The sequence below is a fragment of the Thiocystis violacea genome, assembly GCF_016583565.1.
Taxonomy (GTDB): domain Bacteria; phylum Pseudomonadota; class Gammaproteobacteria; order Chromatiales; family Chromatiaceae; genus Thiorhodococcus; species Thiorhodococcus violaceus_A.
Window position 1 is genome coordinate 1 of the sequence record NZ_NRRF01000002.1, and the last position, 22,438, is coordinate 22,438.

General features: G+C 65.5%; 18 protein-coding genes. 11 read left to right on the forward strand and 7 right to left on the reverse strand.

The genetic code is table 11. The features are described 5' to 3' along the window. Window positions 1-318: 318 nt before the first annotated feature. The 6 genes from secF to CKO23_RS00920 all read right to left on the reverse strand — a co-directional run bounded on the left by secF (window position 319) and on the right by CKO23_RS00920 (window position 6,958). Window positions 319-1,269, reverse strand: coding sequence for a protein translocase subunit SecF (gene secF / locus CKO23_RS00895; protein ID WP_200327861.1), 951 nt, complete (start codon window positions 1,267-1,269; stop codon window positions 319-321). Window positions 1,270-1,282: 13 nt separating this feature from the next. Next, window positions 1,283-3,139, reverse strand: a complete 1,857-nt coding sequence (gene secD / locus CKO23_RS00900) for a protein translocase subunit SecD (protein WP_200327862.1) — start codon at window positions 3,137-3,139, stop codon at window positions 1,283-1,285. Between the two features lie 168 nt (window positions 3,140-3,307). Further along, the gene (gene yajC, locus CKO23_RS00905; protein ID WP_200327863.1) at window positions 3,308-3,640 is read right to left on the reverse strand and encodes a preprotein translocase subunit YajC; all 333 of its coding nucleotides are present in this window, start codon (window positions 3,638-3,640) and stop codon (window positions 3,308-3,310) included. 352 nt (window positions 3,641-3,992) lie between these two features. Then, window positions 3,993-5,099 carry a tRNA guanosine(34) transglycosylase Tgt gene (gene tgt, locus CKO23_RS00910; protein WP_200327864.1) on the reverse strand — a complete coding sequence of 369 codons (1,107 nt, stop codon included), beginning with the start codon at window positions 5,097-5,099 and terminating at the stop codon, window positions 3,993-3,995. Further along, entirely contained in the window at window positions 5,089-5,874 is a 786-nt protein-coding gene (locus CKO23_RS00915) for an HAD family hydrolase (RefSeq protein ID WP_200327865.1), read from the reverse strand. Before CKO23_RS00915 ends, tgt begins: the two co-directional genes overlap by 11 nt. A 229-nt stretch (window positions 5,875-6,103) precedes the next feature. After that, on the reverse strand, window positions 6,104-6,958 hold the full coding sequence (locus CKO23_RS00920) for an NAD(+)--dinitrogen-reductase ADP-D-ribosyltransferase (RefSeq protein ID WP_200327866.1): 855 nt from the start codon (window positions 6,956-6,958) through the stop codon (window positions 6,104-6,106). 177 nt (window positions 6,959-7,135) lie between these two features. Between CKO23_RS00920 and nifH the strand changes: the two genes are divergently transcribed. The 11 genes from nifH to hrpA all read left to right on the forward strand — a co-directional run bounded on the left by nifH (window position 7,136) and on the right by hrpA (window position 21,584). Beyond that, a complete protein-coding gene (nifH, locus tag CKO23_RS00925) occupies window positions 7,136-8,017 on the forward strand; it encodes a nitrogenase iron protein (RefSeq protein ID WP_200327867.1) in 882 nt (293 codons plus the stop codon). Between the two features lie 118 nt (window positions 8,018-8,135). Next, complete coding sequence (gene nifD, locus CKO23_RS00930) at window positions 8,136-9,620, forward strand: nitrogenase molybdenum-iron protein alpha chain (RefSeq protein ID WP_200327868.1); 1,485 nt, start codon at window positions 8,136-8,138, stop codon at window positions 9,618-9,620. A 169-nt stretch (window positions 9,621-9,789) separates the two neighbouring features. Then, window positions 9,790-11,361 carry a nitrogenase molybdenum-iron protein subunit beta gene (nifK, locus tag CKO23_RS00935; protein WP_200327869.1) on the forward strand — a complete coding sequence of 524 codons (1,572 nt, stop codon included), beginning with the start codon at window positions 9,790-9,792 and terminating at the stop codon, window positions 11,359-11,361. 84 nt (window positions 11,362-11,445) lie between these two features. Further along, entirely contained in the window at window positions 11,446-11,664 is a 219-nt protein-coding gene (nifT, locus tag CKO23_RS00940) for a putative nitrogen fixation protein NifT (protein ID WP_200327870.1), read from the forward strand. A gap of 107 nt (window positions 11,665-11,771) precedes the next feature. Next, a complete protein-coding gene (locus tag CKO23_RS00945) occupies window positions 11,772-11,972 on the forward strand; it encodes a 4Fe-4S binding protein (protein ID WP_200327871.1) in 201 nt (66 codons plus the stop codon). Between the two features lie 153 nt (window positions 11,973-12,125). Next, the gene (locus tag CKO23_RS00950; RefSeq protein WP_200327872.1) at window positions 12,126-12,833 is read left to right on the forward strand and encodes a dinitrogenase iron-molybdenum cofactor biosynthesis protein; all 708 of its coding nucleotides are present in this window, start codon (window positions 12,126-12,128) and stop codon (window positions 12,831-12,833) included. Further along, window positions 12,830-13,099 (forward strand): DUF6129 family protein, encoded by a 270-nt coding sequence (locus CKO23_RS00955; protein ID WP_200327873.1) that lies wholly within the window; start codon window positions 12,830-12,832, stop codon window positions 13,097-13,099. Before CKO23_RS00950 ends, CKO23_RS00955 begins: the two co-directional genes overlap by 4 nt. Window positions 13,100-13,119: 20 nt before the next feature. Further along, on the forward strand, window positions 13,120-13,896 hold the full coding sequence (locus CKO23_RS00960) for a 4Fe4S-binding leucine-rich repeat protein (RefSeq protein ID WP_200327874.1): 777 nt from the start codon (window positions 13,120-13,122) through the stop codon (window positions 13,894-13,896). 10 nt (window positions 13,897-13,906) lie between these two features. Continuing rightward, a complete protein-coding gene (locus tag CKO23_RS00965; protein ID WP_200327875.1) occupies window positions 13,907-14,869 on the forward strand; it encodes a hypothetical protein in 963 nt (320 codons plus the stop codon). 621 nt (window positions 14,870-15,490) lie between these two features. Next, window positions 15,491-17,545 (forward strand): EAL domain-containing protein, encoded by a 2,055-nt coding sequence (locus CKO23_RS00970; RefSeq protein WP_200327876.1) that lies wholly within the window; start codon window positions 15,491-15,493, stop codon window positions 17,543-17,545. Between the two features lie 64 nt (window positions 17,546-17,609). Beyond that, window positions 17,610-21,584: an ATP-dependent RNA helicase HrpA gene (hrpA, locus tag CKO23_RS00975; protein ID WP_200327877.1), complete on the forward strand. Its 3,975-nt coding sequence runs from the start codon at window positions 17,610-17,612 to the stop codon at window positions 21,582-21,584. A 45-nt stretch (window positions 21,585-21,629) separates the two neighbouring features. Here the strand turns inward: hrpA and CKO23_RS00980 are convergent, their stop codons facing one another. Beyond that, the gene (locus CKO23_RS00980) at window positions 21,630-22,283 is read right to left on the reverse strand and encodes an SOUL family heme-binding protein (RefSeq protein ID WP_346014538.1); all 654 of its coding nucleotides are present in this window, start codon (window positions 22,281-22,283) and stop codon (window positions 21,630-21,632) included. Window positions 22,284-22,438 lie beyond the last annotated feature (155 nt).

Sequence of the window (22,438 nt, forward strand, 5' to 3'; positions counted from 1 at the left end):
GGCGGGGGGGTGTGAGTCTGCGTCATCTGAGCGTCCACTGGCCGATCCTCATACGCCACTATCTTTCACGACCGCATGCCGATCAAGTCTCTTCGCGACAGCGCGCATTGCGACGACGGATGATCCGGGGGCGCCGATCTTCCCGGGGTCTGCTCAGGAGCCGGTCCGGCGAGTCGCTCTCGCTTCGATCCCGCCCCGTCGGACAGGCGCGCAGACAACGGAAAAGGGCCATCTGCACGCACAGATGGCCCTTGCGGGGTTCGTCGGTTGGGCGCCCTTGCGCCTGGTTCGGCGCAAGTGGGCGCAGGATGGCCGCTGCTAAGGCAAGGCCCCCAACTCGGCACCTTCCTTCTTGACGGGCATCAGGTCCCCTCGGCTGAGTCCTAGCCAGATGACGACGGCGGTGGCGACGTAGATGGTGGAATAGGTGCCGATCACGATGCCGATGATGAGCGCGAGTGAGAAGCCGCTGATCGCCTCGCCGCCCAGGAAGTAGAGGGCGAAAAGCACCAGGAGGGTCGTTCCGGAGGTGACGATGGTGCGCGAGAGGGTCTGGTTGATGGAGCTGTTGGTGATGCCGAGGACGGTGCCCTTGCGCATGCGGCGGAAGTTCTCGCGGATGCGGTCGAAGATGACGATGGTGTCGTTCAGGGAGTAGCCGATGACGGCCAGCACCGCGGCGAGCACGGTCAGATCGAAGGGGATCTGGAAGATGGAGAACATGCCGACGGTGAAGAGCACGTCATGGATGAGCGCGACGACGGCGCCCACGGCGAAACGCCACTCGAAGCGCAGGGCGACGTAGATGAGGATGCCGATGAGCGAGAAGAGGATCGCGAGGCCGCCCTGCTCGCGCAGTTCCTCGCCGACTTGGGGGCCGACGAATTCGACGCGGCGAAGCTCGATGGCGCCCGCGGAGGCCTTGCTCAGGGTGCGATAGACGCGGTCGCTGAGGTGGGCGCTGTCCTCTTCGGCGTCCTCCTGCGGCGCCATGCGGATGAGCACGTCCGAGCGCGCGCCGAAGTATTGGATGGTCCCGGCGTTCAGCCCCTCTGTCTCAAGCGCGGCGCGGATGTCGCTCAGCTCGGCGGGCTGCTCGTAGCCGAGCTCGATGAGGGTTCCGCCCGTGAAGTCCAGTCCGAAATCGAAGCCTCGGATCAGGATCGAGAGCAGGCAGATGACGAGCGCGCTCGCCGAGAGGATCCCGGCGAGTTTGGTCTTGCCCATGAAGTCGATGTTCAGGTCGTTGATGGTGCCTTTTCTGGTCATGCGGTTCACTCGCTCAGATGGCCAGTTTGCTCAGTCGCCGGCCGCCGTAGATCAGGTTGATCAGGGCGCGCGATCCGAGGATGGCGGTAAACATGGAGGTGACGATACCGATGAAGAGTGTCACGGCGAAGCCCTTGATGGGGCCGGTGCCGAAGCTGAAGAGCACCACCGCGGCGATGAGCGTCGTCACATTGGCGTCGACGATGGTCGACAGGGCCTTGTCATAGCCCGCGTGGATGCTGGCCTGCGGAGAGTTGCCGTTGCGGATCTCCTCGCGGATGCGCTCGAAGATGAGCACGTTGGCGTCCACCGCCATGCCGACGGTGAGCACGATGCCGGCGATACCCGGCAGGGTGAGGGTGGCCTGCAGCATGGAGAGCACCGCCACGATCAGCACCAGGTTGACCACCAGGACCAGGTCCGCGACCAGGCCGAACATGCGGTAGTAGAGCGCCATGAAGCCAACGACGAGCGCCAGGCCGATGACGACGGAGATGAAGCCCTGGTCGATGTTGTCCTGACCAAGGCTGGGGCCGATGGTGCGCTCCTCGACGATCTGAATCGGGGCGGCCAAGGCGCCGGAGCGCAGCAGCAGGGCGGTGTTGTGCGCCTCATCGCTGCTGTCGAGGCCGGTGGTCTGGAAGCGTCGGCCAAAGGGCTCGCGGATGTTGGCGACGCTGATGACCTCTTCGACCTTGCGGTTGGTCTTGACCGGCTCGCCGTCGACCATCTGGGTGGTGGTGCGGTTCTCGATGAAGACGACCGCCATGGGCTTGCCGACGTTCTCGGTGGTGACGTCGCGCATGCGGCGCGCGCCCTGGCCGTCGAGATTGACGAAGACCGCCGGTGTGCCGCTCTGGCTGTCGAAGCCGGCGGAGGCGTCGGTGATCTGATCGCCGGTGACGATGACGCGGCGCTTGAGCAGGATGGGCGTGCCGTTGCGTTCGGAGTAGAGCTTGCTGCCGACGGGGACACGTCCGCCGACCGCATCGGCAACGCTGTTCTCGGTGTCGACCAGGCGGTACTCCAGCGTCGCGGTCGCGCCGAGGATCTCTTTCAGGCGTCCCGGATCCTGGGCGCCGGGCAGCTCGACGACGATGCGCCGCTCACCCTGACGGGCGATGCTGGGCTCTGCCACGCCAAGCGCGTTGACGCGGTTGCGCAGGGTCGTGATGTTCTGCTCCAGCGCGAAGTCCTTGATCTGCTGTTGCTGGGCCTCGGGCAGGCTGGCGAGCAGCGTGAATTCGCCGCCATTGTCAGCCGGTTGGATGTCGAGATCGCGAAACTCGCGCTTGAGCGCCTTCTCGCCGGCGTCGCGGGTCTCGGCGTCGTTGAACTTGATCTGCAGGCTGCCGCCGTCGCGGTTCACCGTCAGGTAACGGATCTTGTCCTCGCGCAGCTGGGTGCGGATATCGCCGACGTAACGCTCCAGCGCCTGATCCAGGGCGGCCTCCATATCGACGTCGATCACGACGTGAATGCCCCCGCGCAGATCCAGGCCCAGGGACATCTGGCTCATGCCCATTGCGCGCATCCAGCCAGGCAGGTCGGCAACCTGGGTGAGTGCGGTGCGGTAGCGCTCGGACAGGGTTTGCTCGATGGCCTCCTGCCCCTTGAGCTGGTCGCCGGGCGTGGCGAAGCGGATCAAGAGCTTACCGCCCTCGCGGGGCTCGGTGGTCTTGAAGGGGACCTTGGCGTTCTCGAGCGCGGCGCGCAGCTCTCCGGCGCTGGCATCGGTGATCTCGGCGCCACGCGCGGCAGTGATTTCGATGGATGGATCCTGGGAGTAGAGATTCGGCCAGGCCAGGAGGAGGCCGACCAGGATCACGCCCAGAATCAGGAGATTCTTCCACAGAGGGTATCGGTTCATTGTTGTTCCAAATCTGAACGTCGCTGGTCGCGAGAGGCAGGGTGGGGTGTCGGATAGGAGGGCGGCGCGTGGGCTCTCAGCCGATGCCCGATGACCCTGTGCCGAAAAGGGATGGGCTTGGGTGCGGGGCAGCCCAAGCCGCAGTCGTGTCGGATCGCCGACCGTGCTTCAGAGCTCCTTCAAGGTGCCCTTCGGCAGCACGGACTCGACGGCCGCGCGACGGATCTTGACCTGAACGCCGTCGGCGATTTCGACCAGCGCGAAGTTCTCGCCGATGTCGCCGATGCGCCCGGCGATGCCGCCCATGGTGATGACCTCGTCGCCCTTGGCGAGGCTCTCGACCATCTTGCGGTGCTCCTTCTGACGCTTCGCCTGAGGGCGGATCAGCAGGAAATAGAAGATCACGGCGAAGAGCACCAAGGGCAGCAAGGCCATGAAGGGATCGCCGGCAGAGGCGGCGGGCTCGCCTTGCGCGAGGGCGTCGGTGATGAAGAAGCTCATAGTGTTTCCCTAGTGTTATGCGGACCGTCGTGTTGAGCGGGCCGTCGTGTCATGCGGGCCGTCGTGTCGACCTATCCAATCGTTCGGGTGAGATCAAGCACTGTCGAAATAGGGTTCGGCCCCAAGAAGATGGCCCGGAATTATCGCACACCGCCGCCGATCGTGAGAGTGGAAATCCGCTCGGGAAGGTTACAGGTCGTTCACGCACGCCCTGATACGCGGCGCATGGCGCCAGCACCCTGTGGCGGTCGAGGGCGCCTCGAACGCCGGGTTCGGGGCGAGGTCGTGGCTGTGTGGGAGGCCGATCTGCTGGCCGGCGGGCGTGGCCCCTCCGCCAGGGAGGGGGTTCCTCTCAAGCTCTGCTTGCCGCTTGAAAGGCGCGGCGCTCGCGGACGAACGTGTCGAGCTGTTCGGTCGCGATGGCCTCTCGCAGGCCGCGCATCAGCGTCTGGTAGTAGCGCAGGTTGTGGATGGTGCCCAGGCGCGCGCCCAGGATCTCCTTGCACTTGTCCAGGTGGTGGAGGTAGGCGCGGCTGTAGTTGCGGCAGGTGTAGCAGTCGCACAGGGGGTCGAGCGGACCCTCGTTGGTCCGATTGGCGGCGTTGCGGATCTTGACGATGCCGTGGTGCGTGAAGAGGTAGCCGTTACGCGCGTTGCGGGTGGGCATGACGCAGTCGAACATGTCGATACCGCGCTGAACGGCGGCGACGATGTCGTCCGGGGTGCCGACGCCCATGAGATAGCGCGGCCGCTCGGTCGGCAGCTTGTCGGAGAGGAAATCCAGGACGCCGAGCCGGTCCTCTTCCGGCTCGCCGACGGAGAGGCCGCCGATGGCATAGCCATCGAAACCGATGCGCATCAGACCCTCCAGCGATTCGGCGCGCGGACCCGCGTGCATCCCGCCCTGGACGATGCCGAACAAGGCCGAGGGATTGTCGCCGTGCGCCTCGCGCGAGCGGGCGGCCCAGCGCAGCGACAGCTCCATGGACGCGCGCGCCCGTGCCTCGTCGGCGGGATAGGGCGTGCACTCGTCGAAGATCATGACGATGTCGGAGCCCAGCGCGCGCTGGACCTGCATCGAGACCTCGGGGCTCAGAAAGACGGGGCTGCCGTCGATAGGCGATTGGAAGTGGACCCCCTCCTCGGTGATCTTGCGCAGATCGCCCAGGCTGAAGACCTGAAAGCCGCCCGAGTCGGTGAGGATGGGGCGCTCCCAGTGCATGAAGCCATGGAGGTCGCCGCACAGCCGGACGATGTCGGTGCCCGGACGCAGCATGAGATGAAAGGTGTTCCCGAGCACGATCTCGGCGCCGACCTCCAGCAGCTCCTCCGGCGTCATGGCCTTGACCGTGCCATAGGTGCCGACGGGCATGAAGGCCGGGGTTTCGACCGTTCCGCGCGCGAACGTCAAGCGCCCGCGTCGCGCCAGCCCGTCACGTGCGATCAGCTCAAAGTCCATGCTCGATGCCTTCCAGCCAGTCGACGAGCGCGTCGAGCGTCTTGATCGTCAGCGTCGGCCGTTGCAGCGCCTGCGGCCAGTCGCGGTCGGTGCGATTGATCCATGCGGCGTGCAAACCCGCGCGACGCGCGGCATCGACATCCATCCAGGGGTCGTCGCCCAGATGCAGGCACTCGTTCGGTTGGCAGTCGGTGAGGGCGAGCGCCTGCGCGAACATGGCGGGGTCCGGCTTGGCGGCGCCCACATCGGCGGCTGAGAGGCTGTGTTTGAAAAGACCGTTCAGAGGGGTGACCTCGATATTGGAGTTGCCGTTGGTCAGCGAGACCAGGCGATACCTCGTTGATAGGACGCGCAGCGCTGGCAGCACATCGGCATAGGGCTCGACGCGGCAACGGTGCTCGATGAACAGGGCCAGCGCCTGGTCCGCGAGTGCCCTGTCGTAGTCGAAGCGCTCGAGCAGCTCGACCAATGCGTGGTGGCGCACCCGCCCGAGGTCATGGGCGATCTCGGGCTCCCGTTTCATGATGCCCTGCCGATGCAGGCGCATGCTGGCGATGTCGTGTGCGTCCGTCAGTCGCGGCGCCCGTTCGCGCAGCCAGGCGTGGAGCGCCTCCTTCGCCGCTTGGATGACGGGCTGGCAAGGCCACAGGGTATCGTCGAGATCCAGGGTGATGAGGCGGATGGCGTCCACGTGGTTGCTGTCGCTGTGCTCATGGAGACCGTCATTCTGCCCGGATTCGCCGCCTGGGACCAATCGGCGGCGATGCGCGGACATCTGCTTTGTCGCAGACGCGACAATCGGCCTTGGGCGATTTCCGAAAAACACCGTCCCCGTGGGATGGGCCAGGCGCGGCGTGCCCATCTTGCCAGCGCCGAGATGCGAACGATGGGCACGCCCGTCCAACGCCAGCACTCCGGTGGAGCCACCGAGCACGGGCTTTGCCCATCCTACGGCGGCGCGCCTCTCTATAGGGTGCGTGGGATCGAGTGTGCCGATGCCGGCATCAGATGGTGCTGATGCAGACCTCGTAGGCGCCGCCGATCACCACGTATTCGTCTTCTCCCTTCAGCATTCCGGGCAGCAGTCGGTTGGAGAAGAAGATCTTCGACAGGGGCACCTCGGCCACGAGGATGTAGTCGCCGAACTCGTCCGCGCGCTCGCGGTTGCTGGTGAAGCTGTTGAGATTGTTCAGCAGCACACGGTGCCGACCGCAGACGCGCCGCTCCAGGACTTCATGCTCGTCGATGCGGTTGATCCCGCGGTAGAGCCGCAGGTGGCTGGTCTCGGGGTACTCGCGCGGCAGCTCGTACTGACAATAGGTATAGAGCAGGTCGAGCTGCGCCTCCAGCGCGTTGGTCGCGTAGAGACCGCGCGCGCCCTGGAGGACGTAGTCCTGATAGGCGTCGCCGTGGCGGTCGATCAATGAGCCTGCGTGGTGTCTCGCGAGCAGGCCGAAGCGGCTCTCGACCCAGCGCTTGAGCACGGCACCCTCGCGTCCGTCCGAGTCGAACGACCAGCCTCGCACCATGCGCAGATAGTTGGCGTTCGCGCGCGACTTGCGCTTGCGCCCCGGCGTCAGTCCAGCTCCCTCCAGCTCTTCCAGCAAGAAGCGCACGGTCATGTAGTCCATGAAACGCTGCGCGCGATCCGGCTGCTCGGGCAGCGTTTCGAGCGCGCGGAAGAGGTCCGCGTGGAAGTCGCGGATGCCGTCGATCTCCAGCGCGACCGGGTGCTCCTGAAAGGTCAGGCTGCCGAGGATGACGGCGGGCAGGTTGCAACGGTTGATCGGCAGGCGGGCGTTTGCCGGGAGCGAGGGGGGCGGTTGGCTGTCTTGTTCGATTTGTCTGTTGTTATCCATACAGCCCCTCCGGCTTTGTCGGGGATGCTACCAGTCGATCAGGCGTGGTGGCGTGTTAAGTGCCATTTATAAACAGGCGCTTAGGTTTTTTTATTGTTTGGCACGCTGGTTGCTAGATAGCTTGCGAGTGAAGATTCGTTCAACGCTTGCAACAGTGAGCCAACAGGAGAAACTACCATGGCAATGCGTCAATGCGCCATCTACGGCAAAGGCGGTATCGGCAAGTCCACCACCACCCAGAACCTCGTTGCCGGTCTGGCCGAGCTGGGCAAGAAGGTCATGATCGTCGGTTGTGACCCCAAGGCCGACTCCACCCGCCTGATCCTGCACTCCAAGGCGCAGAACACCATCATGGAGATGGCGGCCGAGGCTGGCTCGGTCGAAGACCTCGAGCTGGAAGACGTGCTGAAGGTCGGTTACGGCAACATCAAGTGCGTCGAGTCCGGTGGTCCCGAGCCGGGCGTCGGCTGCGCCGGCCGCGGCGTTATCACCGCCATCAACTTCCTCGAAGAGGAAGGCGCGTACGAGGCTGATCTCGACTTCGTCTTCTATGACGTGCTCGGCGACGTCGTGTGCGGTGGCTTCGCCATGCCGATCCGCGAGAACAAGGCGCAGGAGATCTACATCGTCTGCTCCGGCGAGATGATGGCCATGTACGCGGCCAACAACATCTCCAAGGGCATCGTGAAGTACGCCAGCTCCGGCAGCGTGCGTCTCGCCGGCCTCATCTGCAACAGCCGCAACACCGCCCGCGAAGATGAGCTGATCATGGAGTTGGCCCGTCAGTTGGGCACGCAGATGATCCACTTCGTGCCGCGTGACAACGTGGTGCAGCGCGCCGAGATCCGTCGCATGACCGTCATCGAGTACGACCCCAAGGCCAAGCAGGCCGACGAGTACCGTCAGCTCGCGCAGAAGATCATCGACAACAAGAACTTCGTCATTCCGACCCCGATCACCATGGATGCACTCGAAGACCTGCTGATGGACTTCGGTCTGATGGACGAGGAAGACGAGAGCATCATCGGCAAGAGCGCGGATGCCGAGGTGGCCGCTTAAGGCTCCGATCGCCCGTTCAGGGGGCGCGGTGCCTCGGCGCCAGCGTCCATCGCCTTAGATTTCTCGACGCGCGCTCGTTGACGGATTGGTCACGGCGCCGATTGTGAGGAAAGCCCGTATGACAGCATTGACTCGCGAAGAGACCCAGAACCTCATCCAAGAGGTGCTCGAGGTCTACCCGGACAAGGCCAAGAAGGATCGCGCCAAGCACTTGGCCGTCAACGATCAATCGATCGAACAGTCCAAGAAGTGCATCACCTCCAACCGTAAGTCCCTGCCGGGCGTCATGACCGTTCGCGGTTGTGCCTATGCCGGCTCCAAGGGTGTGGTCTGGGGTCCGATCAAGGACATGGTTCATATCTCCCATGGTCCGGTCGGCTGCGGTCAGTATTCGCGCGCCGGTCGCCGCAACTACTACGTCGGTCATACGGGTGTGAACACCTTCGGCACCATGAACTTCACCTCGGACTTCCAGGAGAAGGACATCGTCTTCGGCGGCGACAAGAAGCTCGCCAAGCTGATCGCCGAGATCGAGCAGCTCTTCCCGCTGGTCAAGGGCATCAGCGTTCAGTCCGAGTGCCCGATCGGTCTCATCGGTGACGACATCGAGGCCGTCTCCAAGAAGATGAGCAAGGAGCTCGAGAAGCCGATCGTTCCAGTGCGTTGCGAGGGCTTCCGTGGCGTGTCCCAGTCGCTGGGTCACCACATCGCCAATGACGCCATCCGTGACTGGGTCATCGGCAACCGCGACGGCGACGAGTCCTTCGCGACCACGCCCTACGACGTGGCGGTCATCGGTGACTACAACATCGGCGGCGACGCCTGGGCCTCGCGCATCCTGCTCGAGGAGATGGGTCTGCGCGTGGTGGCCCAGTGGTCCGGCGACGGCACCCTGGCGGAGATGGAGCTGACCCCCAAGGTCAAGCTCAACCTCATCCACTGCTACCGCTCCATGAACTACATCAGCCGCTTCATGGAAGAGAAGTACGGGGTGCCATGGATGGAGTACAACTTCTTCGGCCCGACCAAGATCGCCGAGTCGTTGCGCAAGATCGCCGCCTTCTTCGACGAGACCATCCAGGCCAACGCCGAGAAGGTCATCGCCAAGTACGAGGCCGAGTACGCCGCGGTCATCACCAAGTACCGTCCGCGCCTGGAAGGCAAGCGCGTCATGCTCTACGTCGGCGGCCTGCGTCCGCGCCACGTCATCGGCGCCTATGAGGACCTGGGCATGGAAGTGGTCGGCACGGGCTACGAGTTCGCGCATAACGACGACTACGACCGCACCATCAAGGAGATGGGCAACGCGACCCTGCTCTACGACGACGTCACCGGCTACGAGTTCGAGGAGTTCGTCAAGAAGGTCAAGCCCGATCTGATCGGCTCCGGCATCAAGGAAAAGTACATCTTCCAGAAGATGGGCGTGCCTTTCCGTCAGATGCACTCCTGGGATTACTCGGGTCCTTATCACGGCTACGACGGCTTTGCCATCTTCGCGCGCGACATGGACATGACGATCAACAACCCCTGCTGGAAGAGCATGCAGGCGCCCTGGCAGAAGCCGGCCGCGGGTGAGGCCGAGGCGATCGCCGCGGCCAGCTAATCACCGGCGGGCCGAGAGCCCGACTGGGTGCGGTAGTGGGAGCGGCGCCTCGTCGCGATTCGACCCGCGGCGAGGTGTCGCTCCCACGCCCACCGACCGGCCAGGATACGACCGAACTTTCCCATTCATGTCGCCGTCCGCGGATTAGCGGCGCGACAGGAGCATACTCATGAGCCAGACAGTCGATAACATCAAGCCTTGCTACCCCTTGTTCCGCGACGATGACTACAAGGCGAACCTCGCGGCGAAACGCGACACGGTGGAAGAGGTTCCCTCGCTCGATAAGATCGAGGAGACCTTCCAGTGGACGACGACCAAGGAATATCAGGAGCTGAACTTCAAGCGCGAGGCCCTGACGGTCAACCCGGCCAAGGCCTGTCAGCCGCTCGGCGCCGTGCTCTGCGCCCTGGGCTTCGAGAAGACCCTGCCTTACGTGCACGGCTCGCAGGGCTGCGTCGCCTACTTCCGCACCTACTTCAACCGTCATTTCAAGGAGCCGGTTGCCTGCGTGTCCGACTCCATGACCGAGGACGCGGCGGTCTTCGGCGGTCAGAAGAACATGTTCGACGGTCTGGAGAACGCCAAGGCGCTCTACAAGCCCGAGATGATCGCGGTCAGCACCACCTGCATGGCCGAGGTCATCGGTGACGACCTCAACGCCTTCATCGGCAATGCCAAGAAGGAAGGTTACATCCCGGCCGAGTTCCCGACGCCTTTTGCCCACACCCCGAGCTTCGTCGGCAGCCACACCACCGGCTGGGACAACATGTTCGAGGGCATCCAGCGCTATTTCACGCTGAACTACATGGACGACAAGGTCGTTGGCTCCAAAGCCAAGATCAACATCGTGCCGGGCTTCGAGACCTATCTCGGCAACTACCGCGTCATGCACCGCATGATGAAGGAGATGGGTGTCGGCTACAGCCTGCTGTGCGATCCGACCGAGGTGCTGGATACCCCGGCCGACGGCGAGTTCCGCATGTATGACGGCGGCACCCCGGTTGCGGACATGAAGGACGCCCCGAACGCCATCGACACCGTCCTGCTGCAGCCCTGGCAGCTGCCGAAGACCAAGAAGTTCGCGCAGATCACCTGGAAGCATGACGTCCCGGCGCTCAACATCCCCATGGGCCTGGAGTGGACCGACGAGTTCCTGATGAAGGTCTCCGAGCTGACCGGCAAGGAGATTCCGGAGTCGCTCGCCAAGGAGCGCGGCCGTCTGGTGGACATGATGACCGACAGCCACACCTGGCTGCACGGCAAGAAGTTCGCCCTCTACGGCGATGCCGACTACGTCCTGGGCATGGTCAAGTTCCTGATGGAGCTGGGCGCCGAGCCGACCCACATCCTCTGCAACCACGCCAACAAGCGCTGGAAGAAGGCGGTGGAACAGATCCTCTCCGAGTCGCCCTACGGCGCCAATGGTCAGGTCCACATCGGCTGCGACCTCTGGCACCTGCGCTCGCTGTGCTTCACCGACAAGCCGGACTTCCTGATCGGCAACAGCTACGGCAAGTTCATCCAGCGCGACACCCTGCACAAGGGCAAGGAGTTCGAGGTTCCGTTGATCCGCATCGGCTTCCCGATCTTCGATCGTCATCACCTGCATCGCATGACGACGCTGGGCTACGAGGGCGCCATGTACATTCTCACCACGCTGGTCAACGCCGTCCTGGAGCGCCTGGACGAGGAGACCCGCGAAATGGGCGTGACGGACTACAACTACGACCTGGTCAGGTAGCGGCCAGCGACCAGCCTCCGGCCCCCCCCCCGTGGTGGTTGGCGGCTGGTCCTGATCGAAGCCCCTCAAGACGGCGAGATCCCCATGCCCAATGTGATGATTCGCAAGAACGAAGCCGGTGGTCTGCTCTTCTACGTCGCCAAGAAAGACATGGAGGAGACCATCGCCTCCGTGCAGACGGATACCCCGGAGACCTGGGGCGGCGAGGTGGAGCTGACCGATGGCTCGCGCTGGTACATCGACCCCATCAGCCCGCCGCCGGCGTTTCCGACGACGCTGCGCTTCAAGCGCGCCGATGACTGATCGTTTCACGGATCCTCGGAGCGGGTGACGCCTGAGCCCAGTCCCGAGCTTCGAGCGCGATCTCCGTGAGAGCACGATCTCCTTACAGCATGATCTGGAGTATTCAAATGGCCCTGAAAATCGTTCGTGAACTGTGCACCGCCTGCGGTGACTGCGAGCCGGTCTGCCCGACCCAGTCCATCACCCCCTTCAAGGGCGTCTACAAGATCGACGCCAACACCTGCAGCGAGTGCGAGGGGGACGGCGAGCCGGGAACCCCCCAGTGCCTGGAAGCCTGCATGGAAGACGACTGCATCGTTCCGGTCTGAGGCGTCCTTGCTTCGCGTGACACCGCCGTGCGGTGTCACGCTCCCCAGGGCGCGAAACGCCGGGGAGGCCGTTATACCAACATCCGCGACACCCCCGAGCGGTGCCGTGAGAACACTCAAAGACAGCGACCTAGAGACCTGAGGAAACGCGCCATGGCCAACGGCTCTCTCTCCGAAGACATCGCCCTGCGGATCGGGCTCGCCGCTCGGACCCTTCCCGATATGGACCCCGCCCGCCTGATCCGCGTTCTCGCGGACGCCGTCGGCCTTCCGCCCACCGCCGAGAGTCTGGCTGGCCTCAAGGTCAGGGATCTCAAGCACGCCGCCGAGGGTGAACTGGCCGATCTCGACCAGGAAGACCTCAAGGTCGCGCTCGCCATCCTCAAGGGCGAGGGCATCGAGGACCTGGAGCCGCCACCGCCGGTCGAGCCCTATGCCGAGGGCGATCTGCCCGATTCCATCCGCGTCGCCTGCGCCTCCAATCACGCCGAGGATCTCGACGGCCACTTCGGCTCCGCCCGCCGCTTCCTGGTCTATCAGGTCTCCGCGACCGAAAGCCGGCTCATCGACGTCCGCGAGATCGACGACTCCCAGGCGGACGACGACAAGAACGCCTACCGGGCCGATCTCATCGCCGACTGTCAGGTGCTCTATGTCGCCTCGATCGGCGGTCCGCCCGCCGCCAAGGTCGTCAAGAAGGATATCCACCCCATCAAGGATCCCGATGGCGGCAGTGCCCGCGAGCGCATCGTCGCGCTCCAGCGGGTGCTGGCCGGCAAGATCCCGCCCTGGCTCGCCAAGGTCATGGGCAAGTCCCCGGAGGAGCGGGTTCGCTTCGAGCGTGAGGAGAGCGAGGCATGATCGAGGAGCGCCGGGTCCAGCAGGTCGCCGAGATCGTCCGCCGCGCCGGTCTGAACGACCAGACCCTGGCCGCCCTGCGCGAGAGCCTCTCCGGTCTGCATTTCACCCGCTGCCTCGAGGATGAGGTCGGCACCGATGCGCCCTTTCTCGAGGACGACGGCTTCAACATCTACCTCGTCGACGGCCGCGAGCACTGCATGAAGCTCACGCGCGACCTCGAGGCGGCGACGGGACTCCTGCTCGCCCAGGTCGACGATGAGGTTTGAGCAAGCGAGTGCACGCGATCATGAAGTCGACACAAGACCTTCAGACAGCGCGCGCATCGGCGGGTAACTGCAGCGGCTGCCCGCACCGCCGCGACCTGCTCACCAATGGCCGCTGCACACCCGGCGACGTCTGTGTGCGGGCCATGAGCGGGCGCCAGATCGAGCGTTTCTTCCGCGTCAATCCAGCGCTGGCCGACGACTATGCCGGCGACAGCTTCTGGGAGCGTCGCGCGATCGCGGCCCGCTATCTGTCGCAGAAGAAGCTCCTGCCCCTGATTCAGGACCCGGATGAGGTGGTGCGCCGGGTGCTTGCCTATCGGCTGCCGATCGAGGCACTGGATGCGCTCATCGGTGATCCCGATCGCGAGGTCCGTGTCACCGTTGCCGACCGTCTGCCGCCGGATCGGGTGGAGCGCCTGGCCACGGATCCGGACTACCTGGTGCGCCAGTACGTGGCGCGCAGACTCGCGCCCGGACGGCTGTTTCGCATGATCCGCGATCCGGACCGGCAGGTGCGCGTCACCGTGGCCGAGCGCCTCCCCGTCGAGAGCCTGGGGCTGATGCGCGATGATCCTGAGCCCGAGGTTCGGTTGAAGGTGGCGGAGCGCATCCGCTTCGAGGAAGCCCAGTCCCTGCTGGCCGACCCCGATTGGCGCGTCCGGGCGCGGCTCGCCGAGCGCTTGCCGCTCGAGATGCTTGGGGCATTGATCGAGGACTCGGACCCCGATGTTCGTGCCATCGCCGAGGGCCGTGCCGCCCAATCCAGAAAAGATCCACATGCAGCAGACGAATCGTGAGTCGAGTCCTATGGTGAAGACAGCGCGTACCCAGGAGCCCGCTTTGGTCGCCGATCTGGAGCTGCGCGTGGCGCAGGCGTGCCAGGCGGTCGCGGTGCCGGACAGCATCGAGGCCATCGTCGCCGCCATCCAGGCCGAGTTGCCGGATCTGAGCGTGCGCCATGCCATGACCCGCGCCGGCTGGCACCGCCTCGGAGGCGTGGTGGATCTCGACGGCAAGCGTATCGCCCACAACATCACCGAGTGGGCCGAGGCGGAGTCTGGTGGCGATATCGACGAGCTGATGTTCAAGCTCGCCGACGTCCAGTACTTCGCGACCCGCATGAACGGCCGCACCCACTATCTGGTTGCCCGGACCGGACCCCTGGCGCGTGATTTCATCCAGATCGAGGTCGAGCAGCTCCAGGAGGTTCTGGACCGCACCATCTCGGACCCGGATTGGTTTCCGGACAGCATTGCCGACTTCGTCGACCCCATCGATTTTCCCCGCGTCGAGCACGAGCCCGTGGGGGCGCCGCGGCTGTTGTTTCGGCGCCTGGTCCGGGTGCCGGACCTCGTGGCTTCACCGGACGCGGGGCCGAAGCTGGTGCGCTTCCTCGACGACTGGGACCGCAGCTCGGCCGGTGAGTCCGATGGCTTCTGCCACCACTGGGTGCTCTCCATCCGCGAGTACCAGGATCGCGACGGCGACGGCCATCTCATGGCAAAGCCGGTGCCCGTCATGCCCGAGCAGGTGCCCGAGCTGCCCGGCGCGGAAGTCGCCCGCGGCGCCAAGCTGGCAAATCAGATCCACGGCTTCGACCGGGAGATGGGCTACCCCTTCGCCTGGTATTTCCACATGCTGACCAACCGGAAGGTTTCGCATCAGCTGGCCGAGGCGGTCCATGCCGACCTCATGGGGGCCTATGACTATCTGCCGGCCCGCGACCTCAAGGTGCTGCGAGAGTGGTACCAAACCCCCTATGGGCTCTGAGGCACGGGGGGCTTCTGGCGCAGCCCCTGAGTCATCGGTGAGCGCGTCGGCTGGGTCGATGATTCGCGCTCGGTAAGCGTCCGGCGGTTGCTGTCTGTCCCCCTGATCGATGCTCCTCGCCGATCGACGGACCTCGGCAGCCAGACTCCTTCTGGTTGTCGGCGGTCCTTCGATGGCCGATTCCCCCGCGCTGCTGCCCGATTGTTCCATTCCGCTGAACCCGCCATGATTGCGCCTCCGGACGCCTGTCAGGGTTGCGATCATCAGAGATGCGCACCGCCCAGCTTTTCCGGGGGTGCAGCCACTCCTGCATGCGCGTTAGGCCGACTTCAGGAGGCCCAACATGCACCCTTTCGTTGGACCTCCTCCCTCGGCCCAATCCACCTAGACATCCGTGGTAGTTACACGCCCGTTCAGGGAGATGTTTCGTATTTCGGTTGATAGGGTCGATAATCGGCGCCAGAAAGGTGCGTTGGGACGCTCCGTGCGAGGTGTGACGTCGGAGATCCCTTGCGGGCACTGAATGCATCGACTGGCTCTGGGTGTGTGCGATGTCGCTCATCTCAGCCTGGCGCGACCCGATGCCGATGCCGACCCAGTTCAGAGGAAACGAACCCGACCATGCGCGAAGACCCATCCACCGGTACAGTCCTGCTCCTGATGGCGGACACGGAAAAGGCCGAGGACGTGCGCCAGGCGCTTGCGGCGCTCGCCATCGAGTGCGACCTCTGCCCGCGGCTGGCGGAGGCGCTCGCGCTCGTCCGATCCCAGCGCGTGGACTTGCTGTTGCTGGATACGCGCTCCTTCGCGGACCCCGGCGAGATCGAGTCGCTGCCCGCCGAGCTGCGCGCACTCGGATTGTCAACGCCGACGCGGCTCGCGGTCTTGGCCCACGTGGACGATATTCGCTATCGGCTCGCGGCCATGCGCGCCGGCGCGGAGGCGTTGTTGCTGCTCTCCGATCCGGTCGCGGAGCTGGCGGAGCGGGTGGCGGGAATGCTGGGGGTGCGGCCTGAGGAGTCTGTCAGGGTGCTCGTGGTCGACGATCAGCCGGTCGCGGCGCTCTTCGCCTCGCGCGTTCTCCAGGGTGCCGGCATGGTGACGGAGCGTGTCACCAATCCGCTGCAGGTCATGGAGGCGCTGGATCGCTTCGCGCCGGATCTGGTGCTCATGGACCTGCACATGCCGGGCGCCTCGGGGATCGAGCTGACCGGCATCATCCGCAGCCAAGACAGGTTCGCGGAGGTTCCCATCATTTTCCTGTCGTCCGAGCTGGACCCGAGCCTGCAGATGGCCGCGCTGCGGATCGGCGGGGACGACTTCCTCTCCAAGCCCGTGGCGCCGGACCGACTGGTCGAGAGCGTGCGCAATCGCCTCAAGCGCGCTGACGAGCGCAAACGCCGTTGGCAGGGCCCGGACAGCATCGACCCCCTGACGCGGCTGGCGACGCGCGAGTGTCTGCTCAAGCGTTTGGATTGGCTCCTGGGGCAGTCGTATCCGGCGCATTCCGCCGCCAACCCCGTTGCGATCGATGGGCGACGAATGGGCCAGCGGGCCATCGTCTATCTCGACATCATGGGGATCGCGGAGACGCTGGAATTGGCGGCGGCGGAGGTCGCGGCGCACATCCGCCCCGGGGACCTGGCCGCGCGAACCTCTGATCGCTCCATTGCGGTGCTGGTCTGGCGCGAGAGCCACCAGTTGATTGCCGAGTTCGCCCAGAGTCTCGTCTTCGGTGTCGGCAAGCTGCTGGACGAGCGGACCATGGGGGCGGATGTCGGCGGCGGCTGGTATCCCATCACCGGCGCCTGCAAGGATGCCGTGACGCTGCTCTCGCGGGCCGGCAAGGCGGCGCGCTGGTCTTTGCGTGGAGGTTCCGATCAGCTCGGGCGCTACGAGGCGGCGAAGTTGGCCGACGATGCGGAAGACCATCGGCTGAGCATCCTGGAGGCGATTCGCACCCAGCGTTTCGAGATTCTCTACCAGCCCATGATGACCCTCACCGGCGTCGTGGGCGAGCGCTATGAGCTGACGCCGCGCGTCATCGTCGGCGACGGCGAGCTGCTGCCGCCGGCTGAGTTCCTGCCGATCGTGCTCCAGGCGGGGCTCGCAAACCGCTTCGATCGCTGGTTGCTCAGCGCCGGTCTGGACGTGCTCAAGGCGAAGCTCGACGCCGGCGAGCCCGTGCTGCTCTTCATCCACCAGACCTTGCTTGGCCTCGCGAAGGAAGACTGGGTCGATTGGGTGAGGGACCAGATCAATGACCGGGATCTGGTGCGTCTGCGCCCGGTGCTGCAATTCGAGATCGCGGAGGCGGATCAGCGCCTGGAGCTCGCCATCCAGCGCGCCCGTCAGCTCCACAAGCTCGGCATTCGGGTGTGTCTGAATGGCATCGACTTCAGCGAGCGCAGCATGCGCGTGCTGCATGCCGTCCCCTCGGCCTACGTGCGCATCAGCCGCAGCGTCATCCATGGGCCGGATGCGGATTCCATCGCCTGGCTGATTCAATCCATCAAGGCCTGCGGCGCCCGGGTCATCGCGACCGGCGTGGATGGTCCGGCGGCCATCGCGCGGCTCTTTGGCGCGGGTGTGGATCTCATCCAGGGCCCCTATGTTCAACCTCCGTCCGTTGCGATGGATTTCGAGTTCGCCGTGACGGACACCTCGGGCGTCTAGGCGCCTGTCCGACTCAGAAGCGAACGACAGCACCGACACCTGCCACCGCGCGCCTGGAACCAGCGTGAACCCATCCGATTTTCCCAACGAGCGTGACGTCGAGCGCTGTCTGATCCGTGATCGCCACGGGTTGCGAGGGCGTCTGCGGGGACTGCGCCGCCGCGCTGAGGCGGGCCAGCCGTTCGACCAGGGTCTGGCACAGCTCTGGCAATCCGTGCGCGCGTCACAGGCGCTGGTCGAGCGACGCAAGACCCTGGTCCCGGCCATCGACTATCCACCGGAGCTGCCGGTCAGCGAGCGGCGCGAACAGGTGGCGGACCTCATCGCCCGTCACCAGGTGCTGGTGCTCTGTGGCGAGACCGGCTCCGGCAAGTCGACGCAGCTGCCCAAGATCTGCCTGGAGCTGGGGCGCGGCATCCTGGGGCGCATCGGCCACACTCAGCCGCGTCGTATCGCCGCGCGCAGCCTGGCGAGTCGCGTCGCTCAGGAGCTGGGCGTGGAGATGGGCGGCCTGGTCGGCTACAAGGTGCGCTTCCATGATCGGATCCGCCCCGAGACCGCGATCAAGCTGATGACCGACGGCATGCTGCTCGCCGAGATTCAGCATGACCGCTTCCTCACCGAGTACGACACCCTCATCATCGACGAGGCCCACGAGCGCAGCCTCAACATCGACTTCCTGCTTGGCTATTTGCGCGGCATTCTGCCCAAGCGTCCGGACCTCAAGGTTATCGTGACCTCGGCGACCATCGACCCCGAGCGCTTCGCCAAGCACTTTGCCGACGGGCAGGGCACGCCGGCACCCATTATCGAGATCTCCGGGCGCACCTATCCGGTCGAGGTGCGTTATCGCCCGCCGGAGGACGAGAACGCCTCCGAGCGCGACGACGCCATGCAGCAAGCGATCTCCGACGCCGTCGGTGAGCTGGCGCGCGTCGGGGCGGGGGACGTGCTGGTCTTCCTGTCCGGCGAGCGCGAGATCCGCGAGACCGCCGAGACCCTGCGCAAGCAGCATCCGCCCTCGACCGAGATCCTGCCCCTGTTCGCCCGGCAGGGGCCGCGGGAGCAGGCGCGGATCTTCCAATCGCACGGCACCCGGCGCGTGGTGCTCGCCACCAATGTGGCCGAGACCTCGCTCACGGTGCCCGGCATCCGCTACGTGATCGACCCGGGCTTCGCGCGCATCAGCCGCTACAGCCACCGCACCAAGGTCCAGCGCCTCCCGGTCGAGCGCGTCTCCCAGGCCAGCGCCAATCAGCGCCAGGGCCGCTGCGGACGGGTGGCCGCGGGTGTCTGCATCCGGCTCTATACGGAAGACAATTTCCAGTCTCGCGCCGCCTTCACCGAGCCCGAGATCGCGCGGACCAACCTGGCGTCCGTCATCCTGCAGATGAAGCTGCTCGGCTTCGGGGCGATCGAGCGCTTCCCCTTCGTCGATCCGCCCGATTCCAGGCTGGTCTCGGACGGCTACCGGACGCTTGAGGAGCTGGCGGCGATCGACGCCGAGGGCGGACTCACCCCCCTTGGCCGGCAGCTCGCCCGCCTGCCGGTCGACCCGCGCATCGCGCGGATGCTGCTCGCGGCGACCGAGCAGCCGTGTCTCGACGAGGTGCTGATCATCGCCGCCGCGCTGAGCGTGCAGGATCCGCGCGAGCGTCCGCTCGACAAGCAGCAGGCCGCGGACGAGATCCACGCGACCTTCGCCCATCCGGACTCCGACTTTCTCACCTTTCTCAACCTCTGGGACTTCCTTGAGAAGGAACGCAAGGAGCTGTCCCGCAACAAGTTCATCAAGCTCTGCCAGCGGCATTTCCTGTCCTGGAATCGGGTGCAGGAGTGGCATGACATCCACACCCAGCTGCGTGAGCAGATGTTGGAGATGGGCTTTCAGTCATCGACGGCCAGGCACCAGCCACCGGCGGACGGCAAGCCGGCGTCCGACAGCCATGACAAGATCCACCGGGCCTTGCTCGCCGGGCTCCTGAGCAACATCGGCTTCCGCGAGGGCGAGCGGGAATTCCAGGGCGCGCGCAACAGCCGCTTCTTCGTCCATCCAAGCTCGGGACTCTTCGCCAAGCCACCCAAGTGGGTGATGGTGGCCGAGCGGGTCGAGACGACCCGGCAGTACGGTCGCATCGCCGCCAAGATCCAGCCTGCCTGGGTCGAGGGGGCCGCCAGCCACCTGATCCAGCGCAGCTACTCGGAGCCGCACTGGCAGTCGAAATCCGGTCAGGTCGGGGCCTACGAGAAGGTCACCCTCTATGGCGTGACGCTCGTCCCCAAGCGGCGCGTCAATTACGGCCCCATCAATCCGGCCGAGTCGCGCGAGATCTTTCTGCGCTTCGGTTTGGCCGAGGGCGACTTCCAGACCCGGGCGCCATTCTGGCGGCACAACCAGGATCTCATCGAGTATGTCCGCCACCTGGAGGCCAAGTCCCGCCGCCGCGACATCCTGGTCGACGAGGAGGCCATCCATGCCTTCTATGCGCAGCGGGTTCCAAGCGGCATCTACTCGACACCCCAGCTTGAGCAGTGGCTTCGGCAGGCCAGCCGCAAGGATCCCAAGATCCTGCACATGCGCATGTCCGACCTCATGGCGCACGCCGCGGCCGACGTCACCCAGCAGGCCTTCCCGGACAGCCTCCAGGTCGGCGCCACGGCGCTGCCGCTGGAGTATCACTTCGAGCCTGGGCAGGCGGTCGATGGCGTGACCCTGGTGGTCCCGCTGCCGCTCATCAATCAGGTCTCCGCGGACCGGCTCGAGTGGCTGGTGCCCGGTCTCATCGAGGAGCGCATCACGGCCCTGCTGCGCGGCTTGCCCAAGCCGCTGCGCAAGTCCTTCGTGCCGATCCCGGACACGGCGGCCAAGCTGGCGGCGCGTCTCGCGCCCTCGGATCGGCCGCTTCTGCAGGCGCTCGGCGAGGCGCTCAAGGATCTCACCGGCGTTCAGATTCCCGAAGACGCCTGGGACGCGACCGCGGTTCCCGAGCACCTGCGGATGAAGATTCGGCTCGTGGACGAGTCCGGCAAGCGCATCGCCGTCGGCGATGATCCGGTCAGGCTCAAGCGCGAGTTCGCCGATCAGGCCCAGCAGGGTTTCGCGCACATCCCGACCAGTCACCTCGAGCGCGAGGGCCTCACCCGGTGGGATTTCGGCGACCTGCCCGAACACGTCGAGCTGACGCGGGCCGGCATCAAGCTGCGTGGCTTCCCGGCCCTGCTGGATGCCGGCGACAGCGTGGCGATCCAGGTGCTGGACTCCGCGGAGGGCGCGGCAGCGGCGCAGCGCGGCGGGCTTCGACGGCTCTTCATGCTGCACCTGGGTGCGGATCTGCGCCGGCTGCGCAAGGATCTGCCCAATCTCGGCCGCATGCGGCTTCAATATGCCAAGGCGCCCAAGCAGGACGATGCAGGGGCCAAACTGACGGGCAAGGCCCCGACCACCAAGGAGCCGGATCTCGCCGACGAGCTGGTCGCCCTCATCCTGGATCTGACCTTCGCGGAGGGGCTGGCGCCGATCCGTACCCAGCAGGCGTTCGAGGCGCGGCTCGCCGAGCGCAAGGGGCGGCTCTTTGGCATGGCGGCCGAGGTGTGCGCCCTGCTCGACGGGATCCTCGGCGCCTATCAAGGTTTGCGCAAGCGGCTCGCGAACATCACCCAGGTCAACTGGATGCCCTCGGTCATGGACATCCGCGGCCAGCTCGATGCGTTGGTCTTTCGCGGCTTTGCCCAGCAGATTCCCTATGTGCATCTCAAGGACTACCCGCGCTATCTCAAGGCCATCGAGCAGCGCATCGATCGGCTGGCGCACGCCCCGACCCGAGACCGGCAATGGATGACCGAGATCGCCGAGATCCAGCGCCGTTGGAGTGAGCGCGCTCAGGCTGCCCGATCGGCCGGGCGTCAGGATCCGCGGCTCGAGGAGATCCGCTGGCTGCTGGAGGAGCTGCGGGTCTCGCTGTTCGCCCAGCAGCTGGGGACGGCGGGTCCGGTCTCGGTCAAGCGCATCCAGGCGCGCTGGAAGGAGCTGGGGCTTTGAGCCAGCGGCTGGCTGGCTCAAAGTCCCGAACAGAGGCGCGCAGCCTCAATCCGCCTGTGACCCGATCTCCACCATTACCTCGTTGCGCCGCAGGAACCAGGGCGTGAAGGGCGGGTTGTAGCGGGCATACAGGGGGTCGCCGATCGGTTTGAGGCCGGCCTCCTGGACCGCCATCAACAAGATGCGTCGATTCTCCTCGTAGTTGCTCCGGGTCCAGCGCCCGGAGTACCGCCTGACGGCCATGCGTTTGGCGGGCTCTTCGCGCAGCGCGATACGCGGATTATTGGGTGTCGGCAAGGTGTCGAGACGGTATCCGGACGGCATGACGAAGCTGAACACGTAGCTGCCCGCATCGCTTGCGCTGGTCCGCTGGCTGACCGGGGCGGTCATCGGGATCTTCTCGCCCTCGGCGGGGCGCTGATTGACCGGCGCCGTCATCGCCAGCTTGGTCTTGGAGCGGTTGTTGCCGAAGATGTAGTCGGCCAGGATGCCAAAGGCCTGGTTGCCGACGTCCTCGAAGTCGCCCGTCACCTCCGTCTCCGCAACGAGATAGGGCGCGTATTGCCGCAGCTCGAACAGGGGATAGGTGCGCACGACCTCGTACTTTGGCTCTTCGATGGCCATCGCAGTGCCTCCGGCCAGCAGCGCCAAGATCAGGAGACTCTTGAGCGCGATGCGGGCGTTTCTGTGGTTGAGCATTCTCTGGTGGACCTCGCTGAAGATAAGGCGCTGAAGATCAGACGCTAGAGGTAGAGACCGCGACGAGGCGCTGGAGTGTCGCCGCCCGCGACAGCGTCGCGCGAACGCAGGGCTGCGGCTCGGCATCGACCGGTCCTGGTGGGAGCGGCGCCCCG